Here is a 15,246-nt window from a genome sequence, read left to right as displayed (position 1 = left end):
TCATGTTCACTGCCTTTGAACGCCTTGTTGCGGTTCGCTATCTGCGTGCCAAGAAACAGGAAGGCGTGATTTCTGTTATTGGATGGATCACGGTCGCCGGCATTCTCTTGGGTGTTGGCGCGCTCATTGTCGTGATGTCGGTAATGAACGGTTTCCGGCATGACCTGTTGGCGACCATCACCGGAGTGCAGGGGCATGTGGTGATCGGCTCCTTTGATAAATCACTGCCCGATTACGAAAAAATGGTGGTGAACTTGGAAAGCAAATCCGGGGTGACGGCGGCTTCAGCTTATATCGAAGGGCAGGTGCTCGCGACGGCCAATGGCAATAATACTGGCGCGCTGGTCCGCGGCATGAAGCGGGAAGACATCCTGAAACGGGATTTCATGCGCAATGCGGTCGTTCAGGGCAGCCTGGATGGATTTGACGAAGGGTCCGGTGTGTTGATCGGGATCCGCATGGCCCGCAAGCTGGGGATCTATACCGGGAGCAAGATCAAGCTGATTTCCCCCGAAGGCCAGGTGACGGCATTCGGTTCCGTGCCGCGGACCAAAACCTATTCGGTTGCCGGGATCGTTGATGTAGGCAATGCCATGTTCGATGACGGCATGATCCTGATGCCGCTCAAGGAATCGCAGATTTATTTCCGGCGCAAAGGCACGGTCAATTACATCGAAGTGATCCTGGAGAAGCCGGAAACGGCACGGGAACGGATGAAGGAATTCCGGGCCGAATATGCCGATTCTTCCATCTGGATGCAGGATTGGATGGCGCGGAACAGCCAGTTCATCGGCGTTTTGCAGGTCGAACGCAACATGATGTTCATCATCGTGGCCATGGTTGTGCTGGTGGCGGCGTTTAACATCATTTCCAGTCAGATCATGCTGGTCAATGACAAGGCTAAAGGGATTGCCATCATGCGCACCATGGGGGCCTCTCGAAAGTCGATCATGAAAATCTTCATGATCACCGGAAGCTCGGTCGGGATTGTCGGCACGGTGCTAGGCACGTTAGCCGGTGTGTCACTGGCGTTGAATATCGAAAATATCCGCCGCTGGATTGAAGCGGTGTTTGATACCACGCTTTTCCCGCCTGAATTTTATTTCCTGACCCGGGTGCCGGCCAGTGTGAAAATTGAAGAAGTATTTTGGACGATTGTGGTTGCCCTGGTCCTGTCTTTCCTGGCAGCGGTCATCCCTGCCTGGCGGGCATCCAGGCTCGATCCGGTAGAGGTGCTGCGCTATGAGTGAGGCTGTTCTTAAACTCTCGGGGATCTCCCGCAGCTACCAATCCGGTTCGGATAAGCTGGAGGTTTTGAAATCGGCCGGCCTGGAGATTTGTCCGGGTGAGGTTGTTGCCCTGGTCGCACCCAGCGGCACTGGTAAATCCACCATGCTGCATCTGGCAGGCCTGCTGGAGCGGCCGGATAGTGGCGATGTCGAGATTGCCGGGCAAAATTGCACAAAACTCAGCGATCGCAAGCGCACATTGATCCGTCGTCACGAAGTCGGCTTTGTATATCAATTCCATCATTTGCAGGGCGAATTCAGTGCCTTGGAAAATGTCGTGCTGCCGCAGATGATTGCAGGGGTTAAAAAGCGCGAGGCGGCTGAGCGGGCGTCAGGCCTGCTGGAGGCGGTTGGTTTGAAAGACCGCATCCACCACCGGCCAGCCAAGCTGTCCGGCGGCGAACAACAGCGTGTGGCGATTGTCCGTGCGCTGGCCAATGGCCCAAAACTGCTGTTGGCGGACGAACCGACCGGGAATCTGGATCCCAATACATCTGACGCGGTCTTTGAGGTTTTGATCAAGCTTGTCCGGGAAAATGGCATGGCGGCTTTGATTGCCACTCATAACCTTGATCTGGCGGGCAAGATGGACCGGTTGGTTTCCCTGAAAGACGGGAAGGTTGTGGCCGCCTGATCCCAGGCGGCCACAATTTTTCCCGGTTTTAATCCCGGCGCACCGATTCCAGAAATGCATTCACTTCCTGTTGCAGAATGCCGGTCTGATCCATAACCTGCCGAACCGCATCCAGCACGTTGCCGGACGCGGTATTGGTCTCGCTGACCGCGCCGCTAACCCCGCTGATATTGGTTTGCAACGTCGCGGCGTAATGAGAGGCCTCCTGGACATTGCGGGCAATCTCCTGGGTTGCGGCCCCTTGCTCCTCAATGGCAGCGGAGATGGAGGCGGTCGTTGAGTTGATCTCGGAAATCGTCTGTGTGATTCCCTCAATCGCTTTCACGGCAGAACGGGTTTCCGTCTGGATATTATTGATCTGTTCATTGATGCCGTCCGTTGCCTTGGCGGTCTGGTTGGCGAGGCTTTTGACCTCATTGGCGACTACGGCAAAACCCTTGCCGGCGTCACCTGCGCGGGCGGCCTCAATAGTGGCGTTCAACGCCAGCAGATTTGTCTGTTCGGCAATCTCGTTGATCAGGACAATCACCTGGCCGATTTTGTCGGCTGCCTTGGCCAGGCTCTGCACAGAGCCGGTTGTGCGCTCCGCTTCGCTTGAAGCCTCGCTGGCAACCGTTGCGGCATAGGAAACCTGGCGGCTGATCTCGGTGATGGAGCTGGAAAGCTCTTCCGTGGCAGCGGCTACCGTCTGGGTTTTGTGGGATGTTTCCTCTGTGGCGTTTTTCATCTCCACAATCTGTTTTTCCGCCGTCTCGGAGGTCTTGGACATGGATCCCGCTGTGCCCTCCGCCTGCTGGGCGGAGCCGCTGACAGTATCGACCACGGCCTGAACACGCTCTTCAAAACTGTTGGCTAGGTTGCCCAGCATCTCGCGACGCTGTTTTTCCGCCCGGGCACGTTGTTCTTCCTGTTGATTTTGCAGGTCTTTTGCCTGTTGGGCCGTGTCGCGAAAGACGGTCAAAGCCTGGGCCATTTCGCCCAACTCATCCTTGCGCTTGACGTTTGGCAGTTTTGCTTCCAAATCGCCGCCGGACAGGGCGCGCATGGCTTCGGTCATGGCGACCATGGGCTTGATATCACCCAGGATGATGATAAGGCCAATACCGCCGAGCACAACTACCAGGACCAGGCCTGTCACCAGAAGGGTGTTGCGCATGGCAATGGTTGGGGCCAGGGCTTCGTCGGCGCCCACCGTGTTGACCAGAAGCAGTTGTTTGCCCATCAGGTCAAGCGGTTGTGCGCCGGCCAAAACCTCCTGGCCGAGATCATTCAGTCCTTCGGCGAAAGTGATGCTTTCATCGCTGGAAGCCAGTTTCCCAAGGAGATCATCGGAGAGGATGCGGGGGGCATTGTCGGCCTGAAAGCGCGGCTTGTTGACGATGGCGCCTTCTGATGACGCCAGCAGGATCTCTCCGGTTTCACCCAGCCCCTGTTCGCGCGACAGGATATTGTCGATGATATCCAGATTGAGGCTATAGATCATTGTACCCTGCGGATCGCCGCCAATATCCAGGATGGCTGTTGCCAGCATGGCTGCCCGGCCGCCGGGTGCATAGGAATAATCTGCAATTCCACTGAAAAAGACGGCTTCGGGGTTTTCACTCACGGCCTTATGGGCCTGGGCGGAAAGACTGTCGGGGGATTCATTTAAGATATTGGTCGCAAAATCCGTATTCTTGACGGTCGAATAAATGATATTGCCGTCCGGATCGACCAGCAAGATATCCGAGAGATTGCCGGTATTATAGATGTCCAGGAAAATCCGATGGGCCTGGCCGTGGGTGATGGAATAATAGCTGCCTTCACCGCCGCGGATGAGCTCATGCCGGGCTTCCGGGTTGGGGTTTTCCGTGATGAAGGACTTATGCAGGATGTTCTTTGCGTCACTCTCTACATCCTGCCAACCGTCGCGCATGGAAAGATAGCCATTTTGTAAATTCTGGTTGGTTCTGGCGTTGCGCTCCAGGTCCGCTTTCATCTCTGTAATGTAGGAGGTGATGGAAAGATGCCTTGCATCCAGTACGGCGGCAAGTTGGCTGTTGATTGCTGATTTTAGCTGGCTACCCGCCAGGATGAATGTGCCGCCACCCAGAATGATACTGGAAATGATGATCACCGACACCACAAGCAGCGGTATCTTATGCTTCAGTCGAAGCTTCATGTTTTATCCCTCGTTTCGGCCTCCGGCTCCCCCTGGGAGTTATCGTTTTTTTGTTCCGGCCGGAAATGCCTTTTCTTGTTTTTCTGTGGCTTGGCGAAAAGTTTCAGGCTAACGCATGGGACTGTCAAGCAGGTGATAGAAAACTGTTACAAAGAGCATGACTTTATGGGGCTATCATGCGAAGTTGGCGCGCTATGACTCATGCCCGTTTTGTTCATCTTCGTGTTCATTCCGCCTATTCCCTTTCTGAAGGCGCGATCCGTGTAAAAGATCTTGTGTCGACCTGTGCCGACCAGGCGATGCCTGCTGTTGCGGTAACGGATACAAACAATATGTTTGGTTCGTTGGAGCTGTCCCTGACTGCGCGAGACAAAGGGGTGCAGCCGATCATGGGGACCCAGTTGGGGGTACGGCGTGAGGCGGACCCGAACCAGCGCAGCCAGATCGCCCCGCCGCCTGACCAGATCGTCCTGCTGGCGCAAAGCGAAAAAGGGTATGAAAACCTGATGGCGCTGATCAGTCGCGCCTATTTGACGTCGGACCCAGCGGAAGAGGCACAGGTTAATACCGACGACCTGGCAGAATTGAACGAGGATCTGATTTGCCTCACGGGTGGGGTGAAGGGACGGTTAGGCCGTCTGCTGTCCGAGGAGCAATTGTCTGCCGCGCGTGAGCATCTTGCGTTTCTGAAAGAAACCTATGACGGGCGGCTCTATATGGAGCTGCAACGCCACGGGCTGGTTGAAGAGGATAAGATTGAGCCGCTCTTCATCGAACTGGCTTATGAATATGACATTCCGCTGGTGGCAACTAATGAGTGTTTCTTTCCAAACAAGGAAATGTATGACGCCCATGATGCGCTGATCTGTATCGCGGCCGGTTCCTACGTCGTTGAGAGTGACCGTAGGCGGCTGACGCCAGAGCATTATTTTAAGACCGCTGAGGAAATGGAGGCGCTGTTCGCCGACCTGCCGGAGGCTGTCAATAACACACTGGTGGTCGCACAGCGCTGTCACTATATGAATGATCGGCGTAAGCCGCTGTTGCCGGAATATAATCGGCTGGAAGGGCGTTCTTCGGCAGAGGCTTTGCGCGACATGGCGGTCGAAGGCCTGAAGATCCGCCTGAAGGAAGAGGTCTTTCCCCTGGTGGAAGGGGATGTGCCGGAAGAGGAAACGGCCAAATCCTATTGGGAGCGACTGGATTTTGAGCTGGGTATCATCGAACAGATGGGGTTTCCCGGTTATTTCCTGATCGTTGCGGACTTTATCCAATGGGCCAAGGATCATGATATCCCTGTTGGTCCAGGCCGTGGTTCGGGGGCGGGGTCGCTGGTGGCCTGGGCACTGACCATCACGGACTTGGATCCGTTGCGCTATAGTCTGCTTTTCGAACGTTTTTTGAACCCGGAACGCGTGTCCATGCCGGACTTTGATATCGATTTCTGCCAGGACAGGCGGGAAGAGGTGATCAAATATGTTCAGAATGAATATGGCAGGGACCGTGTCGCGCAGATCATTACCTTCGGAAAGCTGCAGGCGCGTGCGGTTTTGCGCGATGTCGGCAGGGTCTTGCAGATGCCCTATGGCCAGGTAGACAGAATCTGTAAGCTGGTGCCCAACAACCCGGCCAATCCAACCACACTGCCGGAGGCCCTGGAAGGGGAGCCGCTGCTCCGTCAGGAACGGGATGAGGATCCGGCCGTCGGGCGGCTGATCGAGCTTGCCGTGCAGCTGGAAGGCCTGTTCAGGCACGCCTCGACCCATGCGGCTGGTGTGGTGATTGGTGACCGGCCCCTGCATGAGCTGGTGCCGCTGTATCTTGATCCCAAATCCGATATGCCAGTGACACAGTTCAACATGAAGTTCGTTGAGCAGGCCGGCCTGGTGAAATTTGATTTCCTGGGACTGAAAACCCTGACGGTGATTGCGCGGGCAAAAGATCTGATCGATTTGCGTGTTGACCGGGAAGAGCCGCTGGATATTGCCAAGATCCCACTGGATGATCCTAAAACCTACGAGATGCTCTGCCGGGCGGATGCGACAGGTGTTTTCCAGCTAGAATCCTCGGGTATGCGTGCGGTCCTGCGCGACCTGAAGCCTGACCGGCTGGAGGATCTGATCGCTGTTGTGGCGCTTTATCGTCCGGGGCCGATGGAAAATATCCCGACCTATATCCGCCGAAAGCACGGTGAGGAAGAATCGCAATATTTGCATCCGGCCCTGGAGCCGGTCCTGGTGGAAACCTTCGGTATTCCGATCTATCAGGAACAGGTGATGCAGATGGCCCAGGTCCTGGCGGGCTATACCCTCGGCGGCGCGGATTTGCTGCGCCGTGCCATGGGTAAGAAAATCCAATCGGAGATGGATCAGCAGCGCAAGATTTTCTGTGAGGGTGCCAAGGAACATCACGGTGTCGAAGCGCCGCTCGCGAACCAGATCTTTGACCAGATCAACGCTTTCGCCGGATACGGTTTCAACAAATCCCATGCGGCGGCTTATGCGTTGGTTGCCTATCAAACGGCCTGGCTCAAGGCGAATTACCAGGTTGAGTTCCTGGCGGCGTCGATGACGCTCGATATGCATAACACCGATAAGCTGGCGATTTTTAAAGCTGAGGTGGAACGCCAGGGCATTAAGATGTTACCGCCTGACATCAATAAGTCTTATGTCTCCTATTCCGTCGAGTTGGCGGAGGATGGAGAACGCATGATCCGTTATGCTTTGGCGGCGATCAAAAATGTGGGTGAATCCGCTGTTGAGGCGATTGTTAAAGAGCGCGAGGAAAATGGTCCTTTCAAGGATATCTATGATGTCGTTGAGCGCGTGGATGCCAAAGCGATCAATAAAAGGCTGATAGAAAACCTGACCAAGTCCGGGGCTTTCGATTCACTCAATGAAAATAGGCGGCAGGTGTTTGATTCGATCGATATCCTGGCACGCCATGGCGCCAACACCCAGGAAGAGAAAAACAGCAATCAGGTAAGCCTTTTTGGTGGCGATGCCGGCGTAGAAACCGCCAAGCCGGCCCTGGCTAAGGTGCCGAACTGGAGCCAGCAGGAGAAACTTGCTCGGGAGCATGAGGCCATTGGCTTTTACCTCTCTGATCACCCGTTGAATGCCTATAAGGATCTTTGCCGCAAGCTGGGGGTGGTCAACTGGACGGATGTTCAGACGGGGCAGGTGCGCTTTTCAAAAGGTATCAAGCTGGCTGGGTTGGTCGGGGCTAAGCGCATTATGACAACCTCGCGTGGTTCCAAGATGGCGTTTGTTTCCATGTCTGACGCGACCGGTTCCTTTGAGGTGACCCTGTTCCAAGAGGTGTTGTTCGCCAGCCGTGAGCTGATTGAATCCGGTGCGCCCTTGATTGTTCATGTGGAGGTGCAGAAGCGGGGTGAGGGAGAGGATGCAGAATTGCGTCTGACCGCCCAGGGAGTGACCTCGCTGGAAGATGCGGCGGCCAATGCCGCGCGCGGAATGCGGGTATTCATTATGGATGATACCCCGCTCTCGACCTTATCCGCCATTTTTAAAGAACATGGTCGGCCGGGCAGGGGGCGTGTGGAGTTGGTTCTGCAGCACGCTTTGCCGGATCGTGAAATCGAAATGGAACTGGAGCAAACCCTGACCATTGATGGAAAATTCCGACAGGCGGTCAAGGCGGTGCCTGGCATCGTGGATGTGCAGGATCTCTGAGAATCGATATCCTTTTGCCCTATTGCTCGCTTTTACGTCAATAAGGGCTTGCCATAAGGGGCAGGGAGGCCTATAACCCGCCCCGAAAACACACGCGGGATTAGCGGGTGCGCTTTGTTGCATGCCAAATTCAAACTGGTGTAAGAGAAGCGATACTCGGTCCGGTGCCTGACGGCTCCCGTCCCGCGGACGTATAACCGGAAAAGCAAAAGGAAATATGCATAATGGCAATGCCGAGCTTTAGCATGCGGCAGCTCTTGGAGGCTGGCGTACATTTTGGTCACACCACCCGTCGCTGGAACCCGAAGATGAAACCGTTCCTCTTTGGTAAGCGCAACGGTATCCACATCATCGATCTGGAGCAGACTGTTCCGATGCTGCATAAAGCATTGGAAGCTGTTCGTGATGTTGCTGCTGGTGGCGGTCGTGTTCTGTTCGTTGGTACCAAGCGGCAGGCTCAGGGTATTGTGGCCGAAGCTGCTGGCCGTTGCGGTCAGTACTATGTCAACCACCGTTGGCTCGGTGGCATGATGACCAACTGGAAAACCGTTTCCAACTCTATCCGCCGCCTGAAAACCCTGGATGAGCAGATGTCCGGCGAAAATTCCGGCCTGACCAAGAAAGAGCGTCTGGGCCTGGAGCGCGAGCGTGAGAAGCTGGAACGTGCCCTGGGTGGCATCAAAGAAATGGGCGATCGTCCCGACATCATCGTCGTGATCGACACCAACAAAGAATCCCTGGGTATCCAGGAAGCCAACAAACTGGGCATCCCGGTTGTTGCTATCCTCGATTCCAACAGCGATCCGGACGGCATCGATTTCCCGATCCCGGGCAACGATGACGCCATGCGCGCTATCAAACTGTATTGTGACCTGGTTTCTGGTGCTGTTCTGGACGGCCTGCAGAAATCCATGTCTGACGCTGGTGTTGATGTCGGTGAATCCGCAGACCCGGTTGCTGAAGAGCTGCCGGCTGCTGAAGAAGCTCCGGCAGAAGAAGTGGCTCAAGAAGCTGCTGCTTCCTAATCCAGTTTTTTACGGATTGGGAGGGGCGGCGTAATAAATACGCCGCCCTTCTTATGTTACAGAGAATTTCGGCCGCCAGATCCCGCTTTGTTTTGGGGTGGCGGATAATGCAAGAAAATTTATGAGAGGTTCTGAGGAATGGCTGAAATCACCGCTGCCGCAGTAAAAGACCTGCGTGAGAAATCCGGTGCAGGCATGATGGATTGTAAAAAAGCCCTGGTTGAAAATAACGGTGACGTTGACGCGGCTGTTGATTGGCTGCGGACCAAAGGCTTGGCGAAAGCTGCTAAAAAATCCGGTCGTGTTGCTGCGGAAGGTCTGGTTGCTGTTGTGGCTGCAGGCACCAAAGGCGCATTGGTTGAAGTGAATGCGGAAACCGACTTCGTTGCCCGTAACGACACTTTCCAGGCTTTTGTTGAAGAAGTTGCCAAAATCGCTCTGGAAAAAGACGGTGATGCCGACGCTATCCTGGCTGCCGATTATCCGGGCGCCGGTCGCTCCGTTGCTGATCAGCTGACCGACAATATCGCGACCATCGGTGAGAATATGAGCTTCCGCCGTGCTGCAACCCTATCTGTCGCTAACGGTGTTGTTGCTTCTTACGTTCATTCCGCGCTGAAGCCGGGTCTTGGCAAAATTGCTGTTCTGGTTGCTCTGGAATCCGAAGGTGATAAAGCTGTTCTGGAAGGCCTGGGCAAGCAGGTTGCCATGCATGTTGCCGCTGCCAACCCGATGTTCCTGGACCGCGATTCCGTTGATCCGACGGTTGTTGACCGTGAGCGCGCCGTTCTGACCGCGGAAGCGAAAGAATCCGGCAAGCCGGACAATATCATTGAGAAAATGATCGAAGGCCGTATCCGCAAATTCTACGAAGAAATCTGCCTGGTTGATCAGACCTTCGTTATCGACGGCGAAAGCAAAGTCGGCAAGTTTGTTGAAAACGCTGCCAAAGACGCTGGTGCTCCGATCAAGCTGGCTGGCTTCACCATGTTCAAGCTGGGTGAAGGCATCGAGAAAAAAGAGGATGACTTCGCTGCAGAGGTTGCTGCCGCGGTTCAAGGTTAATTCCTCGTGCTGAGATTAAAGGCCGCTTCCAATTTCTGGAAGCGGCCTTTATTTTGTCAAAAATCCCCCTGAGACTTCTGGAGACATCGTTATGTCCGATAAAAACAATCAATTGAAATATAAACGTGTGCTGCTGAAAATTTCAGGGGAAGCATTGATGGGGTCGCGGGACTTTGGTCTGGATCCGGAGACTGTATCCAGGGTCGCCCAGGAAGTGGCTTCCGTCCGTGAGATGGGCGTTGAGGTCTGCCTGGTAATTGGTGGCGGGAATATCTTCCGCGGGGTATCCGGTGCAGCTCAGGGGATGGAACGTACCACGGCCGATTATATGGGCATGCTGGCGACGATCATGAATGCACTTGCCATGCAGAGCGCTTTGGAAGATATCGGTGTATACACCCGTGTGCTTTCCGCGATCCCGATGCAGTCGGTTTGTGAACCCTATATTCGCCGCCGCGCGGTACGTCATATGGAAAAAGGCCGGGTGGTCATTTTTGCCGCTGGTACGGGTAATCCGTTCTTCACCACCGATACCGCGGCGGCTTTGCGAGCGTCTGAGATGGATTGCGATGCGATGCTCAAAGCGACGAAGGTGGATGGGGTTTACGATTCTGACCCGGTGAAAAATCCGGATGCCAAACGCTTTGATCAGCTGACCTACAAACATGTTTTGACGGAAGATTTGCGTGTCATGGATGCCTCGGCTATTACTTTGAGCCGTGAGAACAATATTCCGATTCTGGTCTTCAGCATTCACGAGCAGGGCGCGTTTGCCCAGGTGATGAAGGGCGAAGGCAAGTTCACGATTGTGACGGACTAACAGATCCAGGGGCATTCCGGCCCGATCTGTTGCATTGAGAAATGGGAAGCCGGGCGGATTGGTCGTCCGGCGGATAAGAAGAAAATATTCCTTTGGAGGGAGTCCATTAAGATGGCCGTACTCGATATGAAAGATCTGGATAAACGCATGAATGGGGCGCTGGATGTGCTGGCGAAAGAATTTGCCGGTCTGCGCACCGGTCGCGCTTCTCCCAATCTGTTGGATCCCATCATGGTTGACGCCTATGGCAGCATGGTTCCGATTAACCAGGTTGCCGGTGTTAGTGTTCCGGAACCGCGTATGCTGACCGTGACTGTATGGGATGCGACGGTGACTAAGGCCGTTGAAAAGGCCATTCGCGAATCGGACCTGGGGCTTAACCCGATGACGGAAGGCAATGTCCTTCGGGTGCCGTTGCCGGAATTGAATGAGGAGCGTCGCCAGGATCTGCAAAAAGTCGCCGGTAAATATGCCGAGGCGGCCCGTGTTGCGATCCGCAATGTTCGCCGTGATGGTATGGACCACGTGAAGAAGGCGGAAAAGGACAGCGAGATCAGCAAGGATGACGCGCATCGCATGTCCGATGAAATTCAGAAAGCGACTGACGACCATATTAAGAAGGTTGATGAGGCGCTTGCGACCAAAGAACAGGAAATCATGCAGGTATAATTGCGGCTTTCCGCCATAGGATTGGTGAAACCATGTCTGAGATGCGAGAGCAATTGGCGGTTCCGACCCATGTGGCCGTTATCATGGATGGTAACGGCCGGTGGGCGAAATCCCGTGGCTTGCCCCGCGTTGCCGGTCACAAGGCCGGTGCTGATTCTGTGCGTAAAGTGGTGGAAGAGGCGAGCCGTCTGGGCATCCGATATCTGACCCTTTACAGTTTTTCTTCCGAAAACTGGAAGCGTCCGGAAACGGAAGTAAATGACTTGATGGGATTGCTACGGCGCTATCTCAAGTCAGAAATCGCGGAATTGCATTCCAAAAACATCCGCTTTCGTGTGATCGGCGACCGGAGCCGTCTTTCAAAGGATATTGTCCGGCTGATTGATGATGCAGAGGCGTTGACCGACAGCAATGGTGGGCTTTGTCTGGTGCTCGCGCTCAGCTATGGCAGCCGTGCGGAGATCACTGGCGCGGTTCGCTCTATCTCAAAGATGGTGGCTGCCGGAGAACTTTCCGCCGATGATATTACGGAAGAGACCGTTTCTGCGGCGCTCTACACCTCCGACATTCCTGATCCGGACCTTCTTATCAGAACCAGCGGTGAGTATCGCGTGAGCAATTTCCTCATGTGGCAGCTCGCTTATACCGAGTTTTATTTCACGGACAAATTCTGGCCGGCCTTCGACGGGAGCGATCTTGTTGAGGCGGTCAAGGATTTCAACAAGCGTGATCGTCGTTATGGAGCCGTCGCTCATTCCTGCTAAATCCAAATTGAACGGATTGGCGCTGCGCAGCATGTCCGCAGCGGTGATTCTGGTGATCGCTGTTGTGCCTCTTTATCTCGGGGCGCAATATTTTAACCTGTTTTTGGCGGCAATCGCGCTGTTATCGGGCATGGAATGGGCCCGGATATCCGGTGATGACAAGAAATGGGGCGGGGCGCTTCTGGCATTTACGGTGCTCGGGGCTTTTTCCCTGTCACAGTTCCACGGTGAATATCTGGCATTGGCCTTTCTTGTTCTGGCTGCCTGCTTTTGTGCAGCGACTATGGTGGCACGCAAGAAATCCGCTGGCGGCCTTCTGGTGCTGATCGGGGCGGGTTATCTGTCGTTGGGCCTCTATTCTGCCGCCACTATTCGCCACCATCCAGCCGGCATGTCCTATTTCTTTCTTTTGGTCGCGATGGTGATTGCCACTGATACGGGGGCATATTTCTCTGGAAAGAATATCGGCGGGCCGAAACTCGCGCCAACCATCAGCCCGAACAAAACATGGGCTGGGCTGGTTGGCGGCATGGCTGCATCCGGAGCGATTGGAGCCTTGTTCGGTTATGTGTATGACGCAGGAATTCTGCTATATTGCGGGCTTGGATTAACTGTTGCTGTTATTGCCCAGTTGGGCGATTTGCTGGAATCCTGGATGAAGCGCCGTGTTGGATTGAAGGATTCAAGTAATCTTATTCCGGGCCATGGCGGTGTTCTGGATAGAATAGACGGCTTTTTGGCCGCGACCCCGGCTTTCATGCTGTATTTGCTCTTCATTCGTGATGGCGGTCTTTCATGATGGAAAAACGTACTCTGACAGTCTTGGGCGCTACAGGGTCTGTTGGCATGAATACGCTTGATCTTGTTCGTGCCAACAGAGCGCTGTACGACGTCGTTGCGCTCACTGCTAACGAGAATGTTGACGCTCTGGCTGCCCTTGCGCATGAGTTTGCGCCAGAAGTTATTGCCATCGGTAACCCCGATAAACGCAAGGCGTTGGCGGATGCTGTAAAGGATCTGAAGGTTGAGATCCTGTGTGGCCCCGAGGGAATTGTTGAGGCCGCTGCGCGGCCTGTCGACTGGACCATGGCGGCGATAGTTGGTGCGGCAGGTTTGGAGCCAACATTGGCGGCCATCCGTCAGGGGAAAACCGTCGCTTTTGCGAATAAGGAATGTCTGGTTTGTGCCGGGCGCCTGATGCTGGAAGAAGTTCGACGCGCCAACACAACGTTACTGCCGGTCGATTCAGAACATAACGCTATCTTTCAGGTGTTTGAAAAAGATCAGAAAAATTCAATACGCCGGTTGATTCTGACGGGGTCCGGCGGTCCTTTCCGGACTTGGTCTGTGGAAGAAATGGCCAGGATCACGCTTGAACAAGCCTTGAAACATCCCAATTGGACAATGGGCGCTAAGATCACCATTGATTCAGCCACCATGATGAATAAAGGCCTGGAATTTATTGAGGCGTGCTTCCTGTTTGATGTGCCGGCAAGCCAGGTGGATATTCTGGTTCATCCGCAATCAGTGATCCATTCCATGGTGGAATATCAGGACGGATCGGTTTTGGCCCAGTTGGGCAGTCCGGATATGAGGACGCCGATTGCCTATTGCCTTGGTTGGCCTAAGCGTATCGAAGCGCCGGTGGAGCGTCTGGATTTTGCCGCATTGGCCCGTTTGGATTTTGAGGCGCCCGATGAGGAACGTTTTCCAGCCCTGCGTCTGGCCCGTGAGTCTTTTGCTGCCGGGGATCGCGCGATGATCACCTTGAATGCGGTCAATGAAATGGCGGTCGCGGCCTTCCTCGATGGCCGGATCGGTTATCTGGATATTGCCTATCTGGTTGAAAAGGGGCTGGAAAATTGCGGGCAGGGCGATATCTCATCCATAGGGGATGTGGTTGCTCTGGATCAAGCGGCGCGTTTGTCCGCCGCGGAACTGATCAGGGCCCGCGCGGCCTGATTTGCTAAAGGGAATTTAGTGATGGACGGTTTTTTTGCCACGATCGGATGGGGCAATTTCATCATAGTTCTGGGTGTGCTCATCTTCGTTCATGAAATGGGGCATTATCTGGTTGCGCGCTGGTGCGGCGTACGTGTTGAAGTCTTCTCGATTGGATTTGGCCGCGAAATTTTCGGTTGGACCGATCGCAGCGGCACCCGATGGAAGGTTTCCCTGCTGCCGCTTGGCGGTTACGTCAAGATGTTTGGTGAAGGCAATGCGTCCGTTGAAGAAGAACAGCGGGAGAATAAGAGCCTGACCGAGCAGGAACGGTCGGTTTCCTTTGCCCATAAGAATGTCTATCAGCGATCTGCCGTCGTTGCTGCGGGGCCTATTGCCAATTTCCTTTTTGCGTTTTTAGTCTATGCCGCCGCTGCCTATTCGCTTGGCTTCCAGAAAGCTGAAAGCCTGGAAACCCACGGCATTGGTGAGGTCGTTGCCAATTCGGCGGCCGAAAAGGCCGGAATGCAAAAGGGAGACCGGATTGTTGCCATCGATGGTAAGCCTCTGCAGGATTTTTCAGGTCTGGTGGAGGCTGTGCGAGGCAGCGAAGGGCGCGCTTTAAGTTTTCTTATTAATCGCGATGGCGTGGAATTGACGCTTTTTGCGGCTCCGGAGATCAAAAGCCGGATCAACGTGGAGACAGGTAAAGAAGAACCGCTTTATACCTTGGGCGTGAACCGGCCAATCAGCCAGGTGGATGTTGGCCTTGGGGAAGCAATAGTCCATGGCGTGACGAGGACCTATGAAATATCGGTTCATATACTGGTGTCTGTGGGACAGTTGATTTCCGGCCAGGGAAATCTGGACGAAATTGGCGGCCCGGTGAAAATCGCCGAAGTTTCGAGCGATGTGGGTAAGATGGGGGCTTTGAGTGTCCTTGCGTTGATGGCCGCATTGTCGGTTAATCTGGGATTGCTCAATCTGTTTCCAATACCGATGCTGGATGGCGGGCATTTATTGTTCTATTTCTTTGAAATGGTGCTTGGAAAACCGGTAAATGCCAAAATCCAGGAGATTGGTTTACGTGTCGGTGTCAGTTTGCTTTTGACGTTGATGATTTTCTTCACGATCAACGACCTAATAAACTTGGGCAAGCGTACATTTGGCATTGATTGATAAA

The 15,246-nt window shown here is 54.3% G+C and carries 12 protein-coding genes; 11 read left to right on the top strand and 1 reads right to left on the bottom strand.

The genetic code is table 11. The features are described 5' to 3' along the window. The first annotated feature begins 2 nt into the window (after positions 1-2). On the top strand, positions 3-1,250 hold the full coding sequence (locus tag DFP90_RS00435) for a lipoprotein-releasing ABC transporter permease subunit (protein ID WP_115934463.1): 1,248 nt from the start codon (positions 3-5) through the stop codon (positions 1,248-1,250). After that, positions 1,243-1,923 (top strand): ABC transporter ATP-binding protein, encoded by a 681-nt coding sequence (locus DFP90_RS00430; RefSeq protein ID WP_115934462.1) that lies wholly within the window; start codon positions 1,243-1,245, stop codon positions 1,921-1,923. Before DFP90_RS00435 ends, DFP90_RS00430 begins: the two co-directional genes overlap by 8 nt. Before the next feature lie 28 nt (positions 1,924-1,951). On the opposite strand, the gene DFP90_RS00425 is transcribed toward DFP90_RS00430, so the two are convergent. Next, on the bottom strand, positions 1,952-4,084 hold the full coding sequence (locus DFP90_RS00425; RefSeq protein WP_115934461.1) for a methyl-accepting chemotaxis protein: 2,133 nt from the start codon (positions 4,082-4,084) through the stop codon (positions 1,952-1,954). A 176-nt stretch (positions 4,085-4,260) separates the two neighbouring features. Between DFP90_RS00425 and dnaE the strand changes: the two genes are divergently transcribed. From dnaE to rseP, 9 genes are all read left to right on the top strand, one after another. Then, on the top strand, positions 4,261-7,779 hold the full coding sequence (dnaE, locus tag DFP90_RS00420) for a DNA polymerase III subunit alpha (RefSeq protein WP_245956930.1): 3,519 nt from the start codon (positions 4,261-4,263) through the stop codon (positions 7,777-7,779). A gap of 224 nt (positions 7,780-8,003) precedes the next feature. Beyond that, positions 8,004-8,804, top strand: coding sequence for a 30S ribosomal protein S2 (gene rpsB / locus DFP90_RS00415; protein ID WP_115934459.1), 801 nt, complete (start codon positions 8,004-8,006; stop codon positions 8,802-8,804). A gap of 138 nt (positions 8,805-8,942) precedes the next feature. Beyond that, complete coding sequence (tsf, locus tag DFP90_RS00410; protein ID WP_115934458.1) at positions 8,943-9,869, top strand: translation elongation factor Ts; 927 nt, start codon at positions 8,943-8,945, stop codon at positions 9,867-9,869. Positions 9,870-9,960: 91 nt separating this feature from the next. Beyond that, on the top strand, positions 9,961-10,689 hold the full coding sequence (pyrH, locus tag DFP90_RS00405; protein ID WP_115934457.1) for a UMP kinase: 729 nt from the start codon (positions 9,961-9,963) through the stop codon (positions 10,687-10,689). Between the two features lie 111 nt (positions 10,690-10,800). Beyond that, on the top strand, positions 10,801-11,358 hold the full coding sequence (gene frr / locus DFP90_RS00400; protein WP_115934456.1) for a ribosome recycling factor: 558 nt from the start codon (positions 10,801-10,803) through the stop codon (positions 11,356-11,358). 32 nt (positions 11,359-11,390) lie between these two features. Next, a complete protein-coding gene (locus tag DFP90_RS00395) occupies positions 11,391-12,122 on the top strand; it encodes an undecaprenyl pyrophosphate synthase (RefSeq protein ID WP_115934455.1) in 732 nt (243 codons plus the stop codon). Continuing rightward, the gene (locus tag DFP90_RS00390) at positions 12,085-12,921 is read left to right on the top strand and encodes a phosphatidate cytidylyltransferase (RefSeq protein WP_147300891.1); all 837 of its coding nucleotides are present in this window, start codon (positions 12,085-12,087) and stop codon (positions 12,919-12,921) included. Before DFP90_RS00395 ends, DFP90_RS00390 begins: the two co-directional genes overlap by 38 nt. After that, positions 12,918-14,084: a 1-deoxy-D-xylulose-5-phosphate reductoisomerase gene (dxr, locus tag DFP90_RS00385; protein ID WP_115934453.1), complete on the top strand. Its 1,167-nt coding sequence runs from the start codon at positions 12,918-12,920 to the stop codon at positions 14,082-14,084. The genes DFP90_RS00390 and dxr overlap by 4 nt, the downstream gene beginning before the upstream one ends. A 21-nt stretch (positions 14,085-14,105) precedes the next feature. Beyond that, positions 14,106-15,242 (top strand): RIP metalloprotease RseP, encoded by a 1,137-nt coding sequence (gene rseP, locus DFP90_RS00380; protein WP_115934452.1) that lies wholly within the window; start codon positions 14,106-14,108, stop codon positions 15,240-15,242. Positions 15,243-15,246 lie beyond the last annotated feature (4 nt).

The sequence above is a fragment of the Aestuariispira insulae genome, from assembly GCF_003385955.1.
Taxonomy (GTDB): domain Bacteria; phylum Pseudomonadota; class Alphaproteobacteria; order UBA8366; family Aestuariispiraceae; genus Aestuariispira; species Aestuariispira insulae.
The sequence above is the reverse complement of the archived record's forward strand: the minus strand, read 5'-3'. Positions and strand labels throughout refer to the sequence as shown.